This is a genomic window from Saccharothrix tamanrassetensis (genome assembly GCF_014203665.1).
In the GTDB taxonomy this organism is placed as follows: domain Bacteria; phylum Actinomycetota; class Actinomycetes; order Mycobacteriales; family Pseudonocardiaceae; genus Actinosynnema; species Actinosynnema tamanrassetense.
This window is the reverse complement of sequence record NZ_JACHJN010000007.1, coordinates 166,249-183,474: the sequence shown is the minus strand read 5'-3', so window position 1 is coordinate 183,474 and position 17,226 is coordinate 166,249. Positions and strand designations below refer to the sequence as shown.

General features: G+C 71.0%; 11 protein-coding genes. 2 read left to right on the top strand and 9 right to left on the bottom strand.

What is annotated here, in order from left to right; translation table 11 throughout:
- The first annotated feature begins 92 nt into the window (after positions 1–92).
- Entirely contained in the window at positions 93–890 is a 798-nt protein-coding gene (locus FHS29_RS22860) for a GNAT family N-acetyltransferase (protein WP_312865049.1), read from the top strand.
- 416 nt (positions 891–1,306) lie between these two features.
- On the opposite strand, the gene FHS29_RS22855 is transcribed toward FHS29_RS22860, so the two are convergent.
- Both FHS29_RS22855 and FHS29_RS22850 read right to left on the bottom strand, forming a co-directional pair.
- Entirely contained in the window at positions 1,307–1,729 is a 423-nt protein-coding gene (locus tag FHS29_RS22855; protein ID WP_184693659.1) for an Imm1 family immunity protein, read from the bottom strand.
- 14 nt (positions 1,730–1,743) lie between these two features.
- On the bottom strand, positions 1,744–2,514 hold the full coding sequence (locus FHS29_RS22850) for a DddA-like double-stranded DNA deaminase toxin (RefSeq protein WP_184693657.1): 771 nt from the start codon (positions 2,512–2,514) through the stop codon (positions 1,744–1,746).
- A gap of 254 nt (positions 2,515–2,768) precedes the next feature.
- Here FHS29_RS22850 and FHS29_RS38510 point away from each other — a divergent pair, with 254 nt between their 5' ends.
- Positions 2,769–2,963 carry an excisionase family DNA-binding protein gene (locus FHS29_RS38510; protein ID WP_184693655.1) on the top strand — a complete coding sequence of 65 codons (195 nt, stop codon included), beginning with the start codon at positions 2,769–2,771 and terminating at the stop codon, positions 2,961–2,963.
- Positions 2,964–2,966: 3 nt separating this feature from the next.
- On the opposite strand, the gene FHS29_RS22840 is transcribed toward FHS29_RS38510, so the two are convergent.
- The 7 genes from FHS29_RS22840 to FHS29_RS22810 form a co-directional block, all read right to left on the bottom strand.
- The gene (locus tag FHS29_RS22840; protein WP_312865048.1) at positions 2,967–4,817 is read right to left on the bottom strand and encodes a PQQ-dependent sugar dehydrogenase; all 1,851 of its coding nucleotides are present in this window, start codon (positions 4,815–4,817) and stop codon (positions 2,967–2,969) included.
- 403 nt (positions 4,818–5,220) lie between these two features.
- A complete protein-coding gene (locus FHS29_RS22835) occupies positions 5,221–6,219 on the bottom strand; it encodes a class I SAM-dependent methyltransferase (RefSeq protein ID WP_184693653.1) in 999 nt (332 codons plus the stop codon).
- Positions 6,220–6,221: 2 nt separating this feature from the next.
- Positions 6,222–10,607: a non-ribosomal peptide synthetase gene (locus FHS29_RS22830; RefSeq protein WP_184693652.1), complete on the bottom strand. Its 4,386-nt coding sequence runs from the start codon at positions 10,605–10,607 to the stop codon at positions 6,222–6,224.
- A complete protein-coding gene (locus FHS29_RS22825; RefSeq protein ID WP_184693651.1) occupies positions 10,604–11,890 on the bottom strand; it encodes an MFS transporter in 1,287 nt (428 codons plus the stop codon). Before FHS29_RS22825 ends, FHS29_RS22830 begins: the two co-directional genes overlap by 4 nt.
- Positions 11,887–15,114, bottom strand: coding sequence for a non-ribosomal peptide synthetase (locus FHS29_RS22820; RefSeq protein ID WP_184693650.1), 3,228 nt, complete (start codon positions 15,112–15,114; stop codon positions 11,887–11,889). The genes FHS29_RS22825 and FHS29_RS22820 overlap by 4 nt, the downstream gene beginning before the upstream one ends.
- Before the next feature lie 2 nt (positions 15,115–15,116).
- Positions 15,117–15,797, bottom strand: a complete 681-nt coding sequence (locus tag FHS29_RS22815; RefSeq protein WP_184693649.1) for a DUF6875 domain-containing protein — start codon at positions 15,795–15,797, stop codon at positions 15,117–15,119.
- The gene (locus FHS29_RS22810; protein ID WP_184693648.1) at positions 15,797–17,149 is read right to left on the bottom strand and encodes an FAD-dependent oxidoreductase; all 1,353 of its coding nucleotides are present in this window, start codon (positions 17,147–17,149) and stop codon (positions 15,797–15,799) included. The genes FHS29_RS22815 and FHS29_RS22810 overlap by 1 nt, the downstream gene beginning before the upstream one ends.
- Positions 17,150–17,226: the final 77 nt, after the last annotated feature.

Genomic DNA, 17,226 nt, shown 5'->3' with positions numbered 1-17,226 from the left:
CTTCCGGGCACGCCGGCCATCAACGATGCACCAGGTCCGCCGAGCACGAATATCGGAGCGCGGCCCCGACCGGAGCGAACTAGCGTGACCCGGTGACCGACACCTCCCGACTCCTCGCCGCCTACGACGAGCAACTCCGCGTAGCCGAGATGACGAACGTCCCACCCGGCGCACACGCCGAACAAGACGGCCCGGTCGTGCGCATCGTCGGCCAGCGCCGCCGCGGCTTCGTCAGCGGCCGACGCGGCCTCGGCCTCGACGGCGATGCCCTGGACGCGCTGATCGCACGCCAACGCGACTTCTTCGCCACCCGAGGCGAAGCCGTCGAGTGGAAGACCCGTGGCCACGACCTGCCGGCAGACCTGCCCCAGCGCCTGACAGCAGCCGGATTCACCCCCGAACAACCCGAAACCGTGCTCGTCGGCGAGGCCGCAGAACTGGCCACGATCGACCCCGGCCCTTCCGATGGCGTCACCGCCCGGCAGGCGACAACCGACGCCGACATGCACCGGATAGCCGAGATGGCGTCCGAGGTCTGGGGCGACGACCGAAGCTGGCTGGCCGCCGATCTGATCGACCGCCTCCGGAACGATGCGGGACAACTGACCGTGGTCGTCGCCGAAGCCGATGGACGAGTGGTGTCGTCAGCCCGGCTGGAGATCGAGCCGGGCACGCAGTTCGCAGGCCTGTGGGGCGGTTCGACGCTGGCCGAATGGCGAGGCCGAGGCATCTACCGCGCCCTGGTCGCCTTCCGAGCCAAGGTCGCGGTGGCACAAGGCATCCGCTACCTCTACGTAGACGCAACCGAAGACAGCCGCCCAATCCTGCAACGCCTCGGATTCACCGCCATCACCACCACGACCCCCTACGTCTGGACCCCTTCACCCTGACCCCCGCGCCTTGCGGACACCCCTGCCCCTGCGTGTCATCCCTGTCTGACGGACGGGCTCTGACCAGGTAGTTTGTGGGTATGCGTCACCGCTTGGGACTCCCAGGGGAGCCGGGCGGACGAGGCGTCCGTACGGGCTGCCACGTCGGCCTGTCGCAGCACGGGTAAGGGAGCACCCGCGCCGGCTGGGCCGCTTTCCCCTTGCCGTGCTTCGCGTCTGGTGGCCGCTGTCGCCCCTGCTGTTCGACCACGCGAACGGGTGGCCGAGCCGTATCGGGTGTGGCCGGGCACCCGTTCGCCCGGCCGTGGCGGGATCCGGCTGTGACCACCTCTGGCGGGGTCGTGGGGCTGTCCCGGCCGCTTCCGTCGTTCGCGGGGGTGCCACAGGGCCGATCGGGCTGTCGGGCGGCCGGTGGGTCAGTACGCGGTCGGGTGGGCCGGTGGCGGGGTCTGCCAGTCGATCCGGGCCAGCCGTCCACCCCCGGTGGTCAGGTAGTGCTGTGCGGCCTCCCGCACGTCGGCCAGCGGTAGTTCGGCGTCGGGGGGGAATTCGGTGGGGTTGGTCATGTAGTCGTACAGGAGCAGTTCGGGGGGTGACCACGTGGCCCACGGGCCGGGTGTCCCCTTGGCGAACAGGACCGCGCCGGGGCTGGTGTGAATCAGCGTTCCCCTGCCGGCGTCCCCCCGGATGCCCACGCTCAGGGACATGCGCTTGAGGTCCCCTTGTACGCCGGCGAGCCGGAAGTCCGCCAGCGCCGGGCCGCCCCATCCGGTCATCACGTCCAACACGTCGTCCAGCTCGGCCGGGGTGGACACGATCGTGGGGCGGTCGTGTTCCACGTCGTACCAAATCTCTAGACCTGCCACGGCGGTGTAGCCCCTCCTGTGTAGCGGACGCGTGTCCGGGTGCCGGCCTGGTTGATCCCGTGGACCGTGAGCGTCGACCCCTCGGGGAGCAGCACGGGGACGAGAGTGTCACACGAATCCGGGCCCTTGCACGTCACGTGGTTGATGACGACTTCCGCGTGCCTGATACCGCGCGCCACCATGTCGGCGGCCACCTTCAGTTCCACGTCCCCGGATCGCTTCGTGCCTTCGGGAAGTCCCTTGCGCGCCAACTGGGTCTGTATCTGGGCGGACCGTTGGTCCCATCCGCTTTCGACGGTCCGGGCCTGGCCGTTCGGGCCGATCCACTGGCCTACGGTGCGTTGTCCGGAACGGGGGACGACCGGCGGCGGCAGTGCCCGCCGTATCGCCTCGATCCGTTCTGGCGGGACGGTCGGCGGGTCGTCGGGTTCGACCCGGCGGGCCGGGGCCGGTCGTGGTTGCGGCTGTGCGGGCGGCCGGACGGCGGGGGATACGGTGGCCGCCGCTTCCACGCGGGCCGCGATGGTTTCCGCGCCTTTCATGGCCTCGTTGAGCATCGGCCACCAGTGGCCCTTGCAGCCGTCCGTCACCGCGTCGAACGCGGCCGGCATCCGGGCCGTGTCCGGCTCCAGGTGCACCACGCCCGCCAGTGCGCCGGCCAGGATGTGGTGTGCCTCCCCGGCCAGGTCTTCCGCGTGTTCCAACGCCGCGCGTGCCTGTGCGGCTTTGTCGCGCGCCGCGTTGATCTGTGCGACCACGTCCCCGGTCGATACCACCGGCCCCCATTCGCCGGTGTCAGGGTGTCACGTCGGGTGTCGCCGCGACCACTGCCCGTACGGGTGTGACATGCGGTGCCAGTGGTGGACAGCAGTGGTCAGCCGGTGGCCGACGCGGCCCCGCGCGGCTCAGTGTGGACGTGTACCACTGAGCGCGAGGGTGTTAAGAGACAACAGGATGAGCGTCAGAGCCCCGGGCCACGTTCCCGGATGAGCCGGAGGACGGCCACGGGTGAATGAGTTACGACCAGGCGGCCGAGCGGTTGTGCATTTCGTCGCGGACGCTGCGGCGCGCGGTGGCAGCCGGGCGCGCGCCTCACCGGCGGGTGGGGAGGTTGGTGCGGTTCACGGGCCCCGACGTGACCGAGATCCTCGCGTCGTGGCGAGTTGCACCCCAGCCGCGTGGATCGGGCCCGCGTACCGACGGGTGACCCTCACCCCAACGCACGCAACAACGTAATCCTCCCCGCCCCCAACTCCGTCACGTACAAATGCCCACTCCCCGGATGCTGCACAAGGTCCAACGGCTGGCTGAACCCGGTCAACCCCGCAATCCCGGTGGTCCGGTTCGACAACCCCCCACTGGCCCCGACGTCGAACGTCTGGATGTCCTGCCCGGACGAGTACCGCACCACCAGCAACTTCCCGTCCAGCCGCCCCCCGAACGCCGTCCCCCGGTACTCGATCACCCCATCAGCCGAAGCGTGCAACCCCGCATCATAAGTCCCGGCGAGGTCGAAGTTCCGGTCCGGCAGCGTCCCCACCGGATAAGCCCCGACCTGGAACGGATCCGTCCCGCCCGTGGGGTTCCCGCCCGCCAGCACCCACTCGCACCGCACAGGCGCCGGATGCCCGTAGTACTTCCCGGCCTTCACATCGAACACGTAGTCCGTCTCAGCCTGAGGATTCCCACTGACCCCCGGCACCACCGGCCCCGTATAAGCCCCATCAGGACGTGACGCACACGCCCCAGGCAGCACCGCAGGTGTCCCCGGAGCGTTCCCACCCGCAGCAGAACCATTCGTGGGCACGTACAGATGCCCGTTCCGATGCCACACCAGGTCGTACGCGTTGCGCACCCCGGTGGCGTGGATGGTCAACGGAGCCGTTGCCGCATAAGGGTTGTAGCTCCCACCGGCCTCGGTCCGCACGTTCAGCGGCAGTGCCGCGGGCAACCGCCCCACCCGCAGCCGCAGCACGGCCGCACTCAGCAGGTGCTCGGCCCGGTTCCCCCAGGTCGAGTCCGGCGCGCCCATCGCGTTCATGGACCCCTGGGTCAGGTACAGGTCCCCGTCCGGCCCGAACGCCAACGAGTTCGTCTCGTGGTCCTTGATCGACCGGGGCAGATCAGCCACGACTTCCTGGTACACCCCGAGGTTCGGCCCGCTCAACCGGGCGATCTTCCCCGACCAGTCCGGCGCGTTCGACGTACCACCGTAGTTGTCCGTCACCCACAGCACCGGAGCGGCGGCCGTCGACTTCGGGTCGAACGCCAACCCGATCACCGTCCGGTTCGGCGCACCCGGCAACCCCGCCGACACGGCATGTGCCCGAACCGTGTCGATCACGGTAGCCGTCCCCAGCGTCCCGTCCGCGTTCACCGGGAACCGGTGGATCTGCCCCGTGAACGTGGCCGCGTAGAGCCGCCCGTCCGGCCCCACCGCGACACTCGTGAACGCCGCACCCGACGCCACCCCGAACACCTGCTGGAACGCGATCGTCCCGCCACCACCGCCACTTCCGGTGGTGAACACCGACGACCAGGGCTGGAACCGGTTCCCCGCGACGTCCCGCACGCCATCGGTCACCTGGAACCGGTACAACGTCTGCGGTGCCAACGCCACAGTGGGGGAGAGGTTGACGACATCCCCGCCACCACTGGTGATGACGTTCGCCGGCACCACAGCACCATCCGACACCCGCACCAGCCGAACGGACGCCGCGCTCAACGAGGCCGGGTCGACCGCGCCCCCGGGCAACCGGAGATCCGCGACCACGCTCCCCGTCACGGAAACCCCGGTAGCCAGGTTCCCCGGAGTCACGGTCCGCACCGACGGCCGAGCGGCCACGTCCACCGCGTCCACGTCGACGTAGTTGAACTTGCTGTTCCCCCCACCACGAGGACTGAGGGTCAGCCGTCCATCCGCCACCGTGACGACCCTCGTGGCAACAGCGTGCTTCACCGAAGCGGACGGCTTGAACGCCGCCACCCCGTTCTGGTCCTCGATGTTCACGTAGTGGCTGCTGTCCGCAGCAGTCCCGGCATCCCCCACCGCGACGGTCACGCTGTAAACCCCGTTGGGCACAGCGACTTCCCAACTCCCCGGCGTGGTCACACCAGCCGAACCGGCCGGCAGCTGCGCGTGCATCAACGTCCCGAGCCGAACGTCGGAACCCCCGCGGTTCCGCCCGTTTCCCACCAGGCTCAGGGGCGTACCGGTACCCAGCCCGACCCACCCGAACGTATAGCCGCCCCGGACCCCGTACGCCTCACCGAAGTCCCTCACGTACCCAGCCGGCGGCGCCGTGGCCTGGTCGGAGAAGTTGACCTTCACCCCGAACGCCACATCCGCAGCAGCGGGCACGCCTCCTCCCAGCGTCCCTCCCACCACCAACGCGCAAACCGCCCCGACAGCCGCAGCCGCCTTGGCCACCCCACCCGTCGCTAATCGCACCACCACTCGCCTCCTACGACTTCCGCGCCACGATCAACGACTGCCCGGGTGAACTGCGCAGCGGATGGGTGGTCACTTCGCCGAACCCCGCCCCGGCCAACCAATCCTCGATCTCGCCCGCCGCGTAGACCTGCCCACCCTGCCCGTGGAACAGGTTGAGGCTGAACACCCGGGCGAACGCATCCGACGCGGGGTCCTCGCTGTGCTCGTCGTGCTCCAGCAGCACCACCGAGCCACCACTCCGCAACGCCCCGGCAACCCGCCGCAGCAGCTCCCGGTTCGCCGCCGCCGTCCGCCCGTGCACCACGTTGAACAGCAGCACCGTGTCGTAGTCGGACCCGAGGTCCAGCTCGTCGTAGTCGCCCGGCCGCAGCTCGATCCGGTTCGACAGCCCCGCGTCCGTCACCGCCCCGGCACCGACCGCCAGCGCCGCATCGAGGTCGATGACGGTCGCCCGCAGCCCGGGATGCTCGACACACAGCCGAATCGCGTACTTGGCGTGCCCGCCACCCAGGTCCAGCAACCGGGCACCCACCGGCACCAGCGACGTCACCTCGGGCGCGATGCTGTCCGCGTGCCCCGACAACATCCTCTGGAACCTGGCGAGCGTCTCCGGCCGCTCCGAGAGCCACCCGTAGAAGTCCAGCGCGGGCTTCCCGGCCCGGATCGAGTCCTCCAACCCGTCCCAGGACTCGAACAACACCGTCGACCAGAACCGGTCGACCTCGCCGTACCCGTTCCCGGCCAACCACTTCTGCGTCAGTGGCGCGTTGCCGTACCCGTCCTCGCCCTTCTCCAGGTACCCGAACGCCACCAGGGCCTCGGCGAGCAAACCGGTACCCCGCGGGTCCGTGCCCAAATCCTCCGCCAACTCCCCGGAGGACAGCGCCCGACCGCTCAACGCCTCGAAGACCCCCAACCGCAGCCCGGCCGCCATGGCGCGATACCCGGCTGTCGCCAGTAGGTCCACGAAGGACGGCGGGCCATCACCCGGTTCCAAGTGCAGTGGCATGATCAGGACCTTTCCGGCATGACGCCAGCGCTGGCGAGGTAGTCGACGTGGCGGGCGATCATCTCGGCGTCCGCCGGCGGGAACTCCACGCCGCATTCCGCCGCGGCGGCCCACGTGGCCGAGCAGTCGAACACCGGGTGCGCCCGGTGCGTGGCGGTCAACCCGAACGCCAACGGGCCGAACGCGCTGTCCGGGTTCTCCAGCATCAGGGCCCGCCACTCCGGGTACTCCAGCACCTTCGCCGGATATCCCTTGGCGTTCAGCACCTCCCCGAGATCGGCGTAGGTGAACCCGTCCGCCCGGTAGTAGTGGAAGTCCCGTCCCGCCGGCTCCGGTCGGGTCGAGATGCCGGCGATCGCCCCGGCCAACCGGTCCACCGGCAGCATGTCGATGACGTCGGCGGTGCGCGGCACCGCCCCGGTGTGCGCACAGGTGGCGATCTGCCGGCTCAAGTACGACTCGGTCTTCGCCGTACCCGTCCGCACGTCGCCCACGATGGCGGCGATCCGGTGGACCGACACCGGCACACCCCGGTCACGGGCCAGCACACCCATCATGTCCGCCACCCACTTCGTGGTGTGGTAGCCGGTGTCCAGCCCGGTGGGGTCCTCCGCCCGGTCGGCTTCCGTGATCAGCTGCTTGTCGTAGGTAGCCCCCAGGAAGACCCCGAGCGTCGACATGAGGTGCAACGGCTTGGTGGCATACCGCGTCGCCAGCCGCAGCACGTCGATCGTGCTGCCCACGTGCGGCGGCATCATCCACTCGTACGTGAGCACGAAGTTCATCACCGCACCGTTGTGGTAGACGGCGTCCATGCTCTCGGCGAGCCCGTCGAACTCGCGCTCGGTCAACCCCAGCAACGGCTTCGACAGGTCACCGATGATCGGCACCACCCGCGCCAACTGCTCCTCGGGCACGTCCAGGTGGGCCCGCCGCAGGTTCGCCCGGATGCGTGCCGCCGCCACCGCCGGGGTCTCCGCCCGCACCAGGCAGTGCACCTCGGCATCGGTCCGGGTCAGCAACTCGCCCAACAGGTGGGCACCCAGGAAACCGGTCGCACCCGTCAGCAGGACCCTCTCCGGCGTCCCGGTCCGCAGCGGGAACCGGGCCTCGATATCCGCGGGCGGCACGGCGTCCAACCGCATCTGCTCGACGCTGGGCAGCCCGGACCGGTACCGCTTGGCGAACGTGTGGTCCGACGACGCGGCGTGCTCCACCACCTCGGCCAGCTCCGCGAGGTCGGCGGTGGCGAACAGCGCCCGCAACGGCACCGTCACCCCGAGCAGCTGCCGCACCTTCGCCAACACCGCCGCCGCCACCAGCGAGTGCCCGCCCAGCCCGAAGAACGAGTCGTGCCGCCCCACCAACGGCGCGTTGAGCACCTCTCCCCAGATCTCCGCCAACGCCCGCTCGACCGGCGTCTGCGGGGGCTCGTACGGCGCAGCGGTCACATCCGGCTCGGGCAGCTTCGCGACGTCGACCTTCCCGTGCGCGGTGAGCGGGAGTTCCGCCATCACCACCCGAGCGCCCGGCAGCATCGCCTCCGGCAGGTGCTCGGCGCAGAACGCCCGCAGCTCGTCCAGCTCGGGAGCGTCGTCACGCGGCACGACGTACGCCACCAGCGTGTCCGCCCGCACCGCGACAGCGGCTTCGGCCACCCCAGGGTGCTTGAGCAGCGCCGCCCGCACCTCACCCGGCTCGATCCGGTGCCCGCGCAGCTTCACCTGGTCATCGACGCGACCGAGGAACTCCAGCGTCCCACCGGGCAACAGCCGCACCAGGTCCCCGGTCCGGTACATCCGGCCGCCCGGCACCCTCGGGTCCGGTACGTACACCGACGCGGTACGCCCCGGATCACCCCGGTACCCACGGGCCGGCGCCGTCCCGCCCACGTACAGCTGTCCGGGAACGCCGACCGGCGAGGGCCGCAGGTTCCCGTCCAGCACGTAGGTCCGCACCCCGGCCAACGGCCGCCCGATCGGCAACGTAGCCGAACGCGGGTCGACCTCCGCCGCGTCCACCGTCCGGTAGGCCGTAACGCACACCGTCGTCTCGGTAGGCCCGTAGTGGTTGACCAGCGCCACGCCGGTCGCCTTGGCCCAGTCGGCGACGGCCTGCGGCGGCACGGCCTCACCGCCGATCATCATCACCCGCAACGGACCGCCCGCATCCGTCACACCCTCGAGATCGGCGACCCACCGCTTCCACAGCGCGGCGGGCGCGTCCACCGCCGTCAACCGGTGCTCGGCACACAGCCGCAACAGGTCCGCGCCACCGACGGTCGCCGGTTCCGGGTGCACCACCACGGCCGCGCCCGCGCACCACGCCGGGAAGACATCGCCCACCGAGGCGTCGAAGCTCAGCGGCGGGATCATCAGAATCCGCTGACCGGCACCGAAGTCGTGCAACTCGATGAACGCATCGGTCAGGTTGGCCAACGTGTCGTGCTGGACCTGGACGCCCTTCGGCACACCGGTGGACCCCGACGTGTAGATGACGTAGGCCAACCCCTGCCGCGCCACCTCCACCCCCGGTGGCTCCGCGGCCTCCCCGCGGAACGCGTCGTCGGCCGTGTCCAGCAGCACTCCGTGGAACTCCGGGAACCGGTCACGGCTCCCCGGCGCGGTGATCACCACCGGCGCGCCGCAGTCGGCGAGCAACCCCGCCAGCCGGACCGGCGGATGCCCGGGATCGAGCGGCACATAGGCCCCGCCCGCCTTGAGGATCGCCAGCAACGCCACCAACGCGTCGGGCCCGGCCCGCAGCGCCAGCCCCACCGGAACCTCGGTCCGGACACCCGATTCCACGAGCACCTGCGCGACCCGGTTCGCCCGACGGTCCAATTGGCCGAACGTCAACTCGCCGGCGGCCGTCCCGTCGGCGTGCAACGCGAGCACCGCTGTGGTGTCCGGCTGCTCGGCGACCTGAACGCCGATCCGCGTCAACACGTCGGCCGGAGCCGCCGCCCTGGCCGGCCCGTTCAACGCGGCAGCCGCGATCCGATCCGCCTCGGTCGTCGTGTCCAGCGCCGACAGGCGGGCGTCCGGGTGCCGCACCACCGCTTCCAGCACGGCCAGCACCTGGTCGGCCAGGCGCGCGACGGTGTCCGGCTCGAACAGGTCGGTGCTGTAGTCCAGGTTCGCCGGCCAGTCCCCGTCGGTTTCCCGCACGTGCAGCGTCAGGTCGAACCGACTGGTACCCCGGTCGACCGGCAGCACCTCGGCGGGCATCCCCGCCCACTCGTCGCTCGCGCCACCCCGGTTGAGCACCAGCATCACCTGGAACAACGGGTGATGGGCGAGGTCACGACGGGGCGCCACCCGGGCGGCGACCTCGTCGAAGCTCACTTCGGCGTGGTCGAGCGCGTCGACGGCCGTCGACTTCGCACGGCCGAACAGCTCCGCGACGGTGGGATCGCCGGACAGGTCCATCCGCAGCGCGGTCGTGGTCACGAACATCCCGACCGACCGCTCCAGCTCGGGGAACGGCCGGTGCGTGGTGGGCGACCCGATCACCAGGTCACCGCTCTGCGACCGCCGCGACAGGACGATCGAGAACACCGCCAGCATCCCGGCGAACGTCGTGCACCCGTGCGCACGGGTCAGCTCCGCCAACCGGTCGGCCAACCCCGCCGGCACCACGAACCGGTGACTGCCACCCGCGACGGTGCGGTTCCGGTTGCGCGGCCGGTCCGAAGCGAGGTCCAGCACGTCGGGCGCACCCGCCAGGCGTTCCGCCCAGTGGTCCAGCTGCCGCTGCCGCTCACCGTCGGCCAGCCGATCCGCCTGCCAGTGCGTGTAGTCCGGGAACTGGACGCCCTCGGCCCCGAGTTCGGCCCCCGCGTACACCTCACCGATCTCCTGCGCGACGATGCCCAACGACAGGTCGTCACACACGATGTGGTGCCCCGTGACGACCACGACGCTGTCACCCGGTGCGACCCGGACCAACCGGACGCGCAGCAGCGGACCGGTCTCCAGGTCGAACGGGGTGTCCACCTCGGACGCGACGACGCTCTGGAGATCCTGGTCCCCGAGGTCGGTCACCGGCACGTCGACCGACAACCGGGACTCCACGACCTGCTGGGCCACCCCTTCCCGCTCCGCGATCCGGGTCCGCAACGCCTCGTGCCGCTGCACCACCACCCCGACCGCAGTCCGCAACCGCGCCGGGTCGACCTCCCCGGCGACCCGCAACGCCACGAACATCGCGTACGCGCCGGCGTCCAGCCCCAGCCGGCTGGTCAGCCACAGACCGCGCTGGTTGCCCGACAGCGGGACGACGGCACCTTCGGGCCGTCGAGGGATCTCGTGCTTCGCGGCAGCCAGGCCGCGCTGGGCGAGCAGCCGTTCGAGCAGCCGCTCGCGGTGGTCGGACAAGTCGGTCACTGGAGTGTCCTTTCCGGTGTCTCGGCCACCGCGTCGGGCAGGTCGTCCACGGCCCGCAGGCGTGGGCGCGACCAGGCGTAGGCGGTCAGCGCCAGCATCAGCACGCCGACCACCAGGAAGATCAAGGCGATACCCCGGCCCTCGCCGACGCCGATGAGCGTGCCCAGCGACGACGCCAACGCGCCGTCGGCCGCCATCAGGGGTTCGGCCACGCCGTCGGACAACGGTCCTATCAGCAGGAACGCGACGGGCATCGCGGCGGTGCTGAGCATCCGCACGACGGCCAGCACCCGGCCCAGCACGGCCGGGTCGACCTTGGTCTGCAACAACGTCACACAGCAGGTGTTCATCAGCGGCAACGTGAACAGGAACGCCGGCGCGGCCAGCCCGATCAGCCACGGCGACGGCGCGAGGCTGTGCAGCACCAGGAACACACCACCCAGCGCCAACCCCAGGTAGATGCCGTGCACCCGCCGCCTGGGCCCACCCCACGCGCCCATCACCAGCCCGCCGACGAACAGCCCGCTGCCGCCCGCCGCCATCAGCACACCCAGCGTCGCGGGGCTGGAGAACGACAGGATCAGCGGCTGCACCAGCCCACCCGCGATGGCGAACAGGAAGTTCCACACCCCGAACACCGCGCACAGCACGAACAACCCCGGTGCGCCCCTGAGCCACCGCAGCCCGGCACCGATCCCGGTCTCGCCACCCTCGGCGCCGCCGCCCGCGACCACCGGGAGCCGAGCCATCAGCAGGGCCGTGACCGCGAACGCCATGGACACCACGTCGATGATCAGCACACCGCGCAGCCCGACCAATCCCAGCAGGGCGCCCGCCACGAGCGGTGCGGCGATCTGCACGCCCTGGGTGAGCTGCATCAGCCCGTTCACCCGGCCCAGGTGCTTCTGCGGCACCAACGCGGGCACCAACGCCTGGTACGCGATGAAGTGGAACAGGTTCAGCGTCGCAGTCAACGCCGAGGCGAGGTAGATCTGCCACACGGCCAACGCGTCCGCGCTCACCGCGACCAGCAACAGGACCGTGACGACACCCGCGCCGCTGTCCGCGAACAGCATGATCTTCTTGCGGTCGTAGCGATCCGCCAGGGCGCCGGCGTACGGGGCCAGCAGGATCCCCGGCACCACCGCGCAGAACTGGATCAGCACGAACTGCGTCACCGAGCCCGTGCCCAGGTACACCCAGACCCCGAGCACGAACGCGGTCAACGCCGAGCCGATCACCGAAACGAGCTGACCGGCCCAGACGACGGCGAACCGCTTCACGGTGCCTCCCCGAGCATCGCTTCGACCTCTTCGTTCGACATGCCCGCCAACTGCACGCGCAACTCCGCGACCGCGGCGATGCGATCGGGGGAGTCCAACGACGCCAGCGCGGACGCCATACCGGCGATGGTCGGTGCCGCGAACATCCGACCGATCGGGACCGTGACGGCGAACGCGCCGTGCACCCGCGCGAGGACCTTCGCCGCGAGCAGCGAATGACCGCCCAACGCGAAGAAGTCGTCGTGCACACCGATCTCGGTCAGTCCCAGCACCTCGCGCCAGATGCCCGCCAGCACCTCTTCCACGGCGTCACGCGGCGCAACGCGTTCACCGGCAGTCGCCCAGGTCGGTTCCGGTAGAGCACTGCGGTCGGTCTTCCCGTTGGGCGTCAGCGGCAGCGCATCCAGCACGACCGCGGTGGCGGGCAGCATGTACTCGGGCAACCGCTCGGCCAGCCCGACCCGCAACCGTGCCCAGAGATCGTCGGAACGCTTCTCCGGCACCACATACGCGACCAACCGCCCGTCACGGGGCACCACAACGGCCTCGCGCACCTCGCCGGACTCCAACAGCGCGGTCTCGATCTCGCCCAGCTCGATGCGGAACCCGCGCACCTTCACCTGGTGGTCGGCCCGACCCAGGAAGTCCAGCGTCCCGTCCGCGCGGTGACGGACCAGGTCACCGGTCGCGTACAGCCTGCTCCCCGGCGTAGGCGAGAACGGGTCCGGCACGAAGCGGTCGGCGGTCAGGTCGGGACGGCCGTGGTACCCGCGCGCCACCCCCATGCCACCGATGTGCAGCTCACCCACCACTCCCGGCGGTACCGGTTCCAAGCCGGCGTCCAGGACGTACAGGCGCGTGTTGCCGATCGGCGGGCCGATGACGACCGGCGACGGCGGCGGGTCGACCAGACCGGCCGCCGACCAGACCGTGGTTTCCGTCGGCCCGTAGACATTCCACAACAGCGAGTCTTCGGTCAGCAGGTCGTCGGCCAGGTCACGGGGGAGCGCCTCGCCGCCGCACACCCGGGTCGTGACGACGGCCGGGACACCACCGGCAGCGTGCAGGAGCCGCCACGTCGCCGGGGTCGCCTGGAGCGCGGACACGTCCCGTTCCACCAGCAGCGAGCGCAGCGCCGCGCCGTCACCGGCCGTTTCCCCCGGCACCACGACGACTTCGCCACCCGTGACGAGCGGCAACAGCAGTTCCAGCACCGAGATGTCGAACGACAACGTGGTCACCGCTGCGAGCCGGTCCCGCGGCGTCAGGGAGAACAAGGGGTTGAACGACGCCAGCAGGTTCACCACCGCCCGGTGCGGCACCTCCACACCCTTCGGTGTGCCCGTGGATCCGGAGGTGTAGATGACGTAGGCCAAGTCTTCACCCACCACCGGAACCGGTTGCGGTACACCGGGTCGCAGATCGGCGAGCGACAGAACGGTCCCTTCGAACGTCAACGGCTCCTGCGAAGCATCGGTGATGAGCACGTCCGCACCGGAATCGGCGAGCATCGACGCCAGCCTGTTCGCAGGCCAGCCGGGATCCAGCGGCACGTAGGCCGCGCCCGCCTTCCAGACACCCAGCACCGCCGCCACCAGATCCGGCGTGCGGGGCAGGTGCAGCGCCACCAGCGGACCGGCGCCGTGTGCTTGCAGCATCGCGGCCACGTGGTCGGACCGCTCGGCCAACTCCCGGTACGTCAACGACTCACCGGACAGTCCGGACACCGCGACCGCACCGGGATCACCCGAGATCAGCTCCAGCGCGGTGGTGGCCGAGGGCAACGGCAGATCGGTGTTGTTGAACCCCTCCAACACCTCCCAACGCCGTACGCCGGTCAACGCGTCCAGCTCGGAGATCCTCCGCTCGGGGTGCGTCGCCGCCGCCCCGAGCAACGCGATCAACCGGTCGGTGAAGTCGACGATCGTCGACTCGTCGAACAGTTCGGTGCTGTACTCGACACCCAGCGCGAGCGTGTCGCCCCGACGCTCCACGGCGAGCGTGATGTCGAACTTCGACACCCCGGGGTCGGGCGTGATCCCGCCGACCTCCAGCCCCGGCAGCCCGATGTCCAGCGGCGGCGTGTTCTGGAGGATGAGCTGGGCCTGGTACAGCGGCGCGTGGCCCAGGCTCCGCTGCGGGCGGAGGTGTTCCACGAGCCGTTCGAACGGCAGTTCGGCGTGCGCCAGGCCCTCCACGGTGGTGTCGCGCACCCTGGCCAGCAGCTCGCTGAACGTGGGATCGCCGGCCACCGATGTCCGCAGCGCCAACGTGTTCACGAAGAACCCGATCAAGCCCTCCAGGTCCGCGTGCGACCGGCCCGCGACCGGTGCGCCCACCACGACTTCGTCCTGCCCGGCCAGCCTGCCCAGCCGAGCCGCGAACCCGGCCAACAGCACCATGAACAGGGTGGCGCCGTGCGCACGGGCCATGCTCTCCAAGGCGGCTACGCCGGGGCCGGCGATCTCGCCGTAGCGCAACGCGCCCCGGTAGGTGGCCACCGCCGGGCGCGGCCGGTCGGTCGGCAGCGTCAACAGTTCGGGCGCACCCGCCAGGTGCCGCGCCCAGTAGTCGAGATGGGCGGCGGCGACCTCGTCGCCCATGCCGTCCCGCTGCCACACCGCGAAGTCCGGGTACTGCAACCGCAGTTCCGGCAGCTCCGGCGCACGGCCCTCCACCGCCGCCGCGTAACCCTCGCCGATCTCGCCCAGCAGCACCGAGAGCGACCACGCGTCGGCGATGATGTGGTGCAGGGTCATCACCAGGACGTGGTCGTCGTCGGCGAACCGTCCGAGGCTCACCGTGAACAACGGTCCCCGGTGCAGGTCGAACCCGATCGCACCGCGCTGGTCGGCGAACGCGCGCGCCACCGCGTCCCGGTCGCCCTCCGGCAGCTCGTGGTCGGTCAGCGTGACGGTCCCGGTCGGTGCGACCAACTGCACCGGCTCACCGCCCGAGTCCGGGAACGTGGTGCGCAGAGCCGCGTGCCGCGCCACCACGAGGTCCAACGCGCTTCGCAGAGCGGCCCGGTCGAGCGCACCGCGCAGGCGCAGCGCCAGCGGGATGTTGTAGACCGCGCGACCGGGCGAGAACTTGTCGAGGAACCACAGCCGCTGCTGGCCGAACGAGAGCGGGTAGGCGGCCGGTTTCGCCGCGCGCTCGCGCAGCCGGCGTGCCAGCAGCTCCCGCTTGCGCGCGGCGGACCCGGCGTCGGGGTCGGTCATGGTCAGCTCCCGGACGTGGCGAGTCGGTCGGCGGCGGCCCGCACGTCACCACGCAGGTGGGTCGGCACGCGGTCGCCGAAGCGCCGCAGGTACGCGGCGAGGGTGGCGTCGTCGTCCCGCAGGAACGGGAAGTCGGTGGGCACCATGTGCCGGATGGCGAGCATCGGCACCGGGCTGCTCAGCGGCCGGAACCCCGGGTTCCACAGGCCCGCCTTGTCCGGCGGCCCGGGGTGGAACTCGCCCACCATCAGGCCCATCCGGGTGTAGTCGGCCTTGAGCAGCTGCTGGGCGCGGTCCACGACCGCCCACTCCTGCGGCGCGGTGAGGTCCGGGAACAGCACCATGATCGTCTTGAACTGGGCGGACGGGCCGGTGCGCGGCTCCAGCTCGGCGAACCAGTCCCGGTAGTGCAGCAGCAGGTCGGCCACCTCGTCGGGCCCGGTCGGCTTGCCCGCGTGCACGGACAGGAAGAACAGCCCCTTGTTCAGCGAGGTGTCGGTGAACGGGCACACGTCCCCGCGCCGGCCCAGCTCGGGGTGCGGTGCGCAGAGGTAGTCGCCCGCCCAGTCGAACACGGTGCGCAGCGGCAGTTCGTGCGCCGCGACCGCGTCCGGCAGCCGCTCGGCGGCGAAGTCCGCCGGTTCGACCAGGGGGTGGGCCGGCCGGGTCGGATGGATCAGCATCAACTCACCTGCCTTCTGCCACGTCGGCCGCGGGACCGGTGTGCCAGTCCCGCGAGCGCCGCGCCGGTCAGCGCGGCGGTCAGGCCCCCCAGCAGGCGGTCCTGGCGCCGGGAACGGGCCAGGGCTTCGCCGTAGGGCACGGTGGTGTGCGCGATGAGGGTGTACAGCGGCACCCACGAGCGCGGGAACATGCGGTGCAGCACCAGGTCCGCCTTCTTGCGGGCCAGGAACAGCGGGGAGCGCAGCTTGTCGCGCAGCTCGACGAAGTTGCGCTTGGACAGCTCGGCCAGCACGTCGGTGTGCGGCCGCCGGGCGCGCTCGAAGGCGGCCAAGGCCTTCGGCAGGTCGTCCGGGTGGGCGGACAGGCAGCGGTCGAGCACCGAGCAGTCCTCGAACGCGGAGTTCATGCCCTGGCCGAAGAACGGGTACACGGCGTGCGCGGCGTCGCCCAGCAGCACGACGCCCCGCCCGTGCTCCGTGGTCACGTGCCACGGCTCGGTGCGGATGGTGACCAGGCTCGCGGGCGGGTGCGCCAGGAACTGCTCCACCACGTCCGGGATCAGGGTCGGCGTGTCGGGGAACCGCCGGGCGAAGAACTCCTCGACCCGCGCGGGGGTGTCCAGACCCGCGAACCCGTCCCGGCCTTCGAACGGCAGGAACACCGTCGCGGTGAGCGAGCCGTCCACGTTGGGGTGGGCCACGATCAGCCCGTCGTCGCCCGGCCACACGTGCAGGGCGGCCAGTTCGGTGCGCGGCCTGCCGTCGTCACCGACCGGGATCAGCAGCTCCTTGTAGCCCCACTCCAGGAACTCCTGGTGCAGCGTCGTCCGCGAGCCGCGCCCGAGCTGGGTGCGCACCGCCGAGAAGGCGCCGTCCGCGCCGACGACGAGGTGTGCGGCGTGCTCGACCGTCCCTTGTGGACTCGCAGTGGTGACGGACGGGTTGCTGCGGTCCACGGCGGTGACCTTGTGGCCCCAGTGGAACTCGACGCCCTGCTTCTCGGCCTCGTCGATCAGCGCCACGTTCAGGTCGTGCCGCAGCACCGAGTGCAGGATCTGGTCCTCCTCGGTGCCGTACGGCTGGAAGCGCAGGGTCCCGTCGGGGGAGTGCACGACCCGGCCGCGCATCGGCACGGTGGCCGGCTTGAGGGCGTCGAGCAGCCCGATCTCCCGCAGGGCGACGATCCCGCGCTGGGACAGGCCGAGGTTGATCGACCTGCCCGCCTCGCGGGCGCCCGGGGTGCGCGGGTCTTCGCGCCGTTCCAGCACCCGGACCCGGAAGCCGCGCCGCGCCAGGTAGACGGAGGCCAGCGAGCCCGACAGGCCCGCGCCGACCACCACCGCGTCGGTCATGGCCGGCCCCCGGACGGTGGTCCGGCCTCGGTGCCGCTCATGGCCTCGCCACCCCCGTCGAACGGCGCGAGCTGGTG

What these genes read in the sequence shown, in the direction of transcription:
- FHS29_RS38510 (WP_184693655.1), top strand. Translation starts at nt 2,769, where the DNA reads ATGAGTTACGACCAGGCGGCCGAGCGGTTGTGCATTTCGTCGCGGACG.
- FHS29_RS22815 (WP_184693649.1), bottom strand. Translation starts at nt 15,797, where the DNA reads ATGCTGATCCATCCGACCCGGCCGGCCCACCCCCTGGTCGAACCGGCG.
- FHS29_RS22810 (WP_184693648.1), bottom strand. Translation starts at nt 17,149, where the DNA reads ATGACCGACGCGGTGGTGGTCGGCGCGGGCCTGTCGGGCTCGCTGGCC.
- FHS29_RS22835 (WP_184693653.1), bottom strand. Translation starts at nt 6,219, where the DNA reads ATGCCACTGCACTTGGAACCGGGTGATGGCCCGCCGTCCTTCGTGGAC.
- FHS29_RS22820 (WP_184693650.1), bottom strand. Translation starts at nt 15,114, where the DNA reads ATGACCGACCCCGACGCCGGGTCCGCCGCGCGCAAGCGGGAGCTGCTG.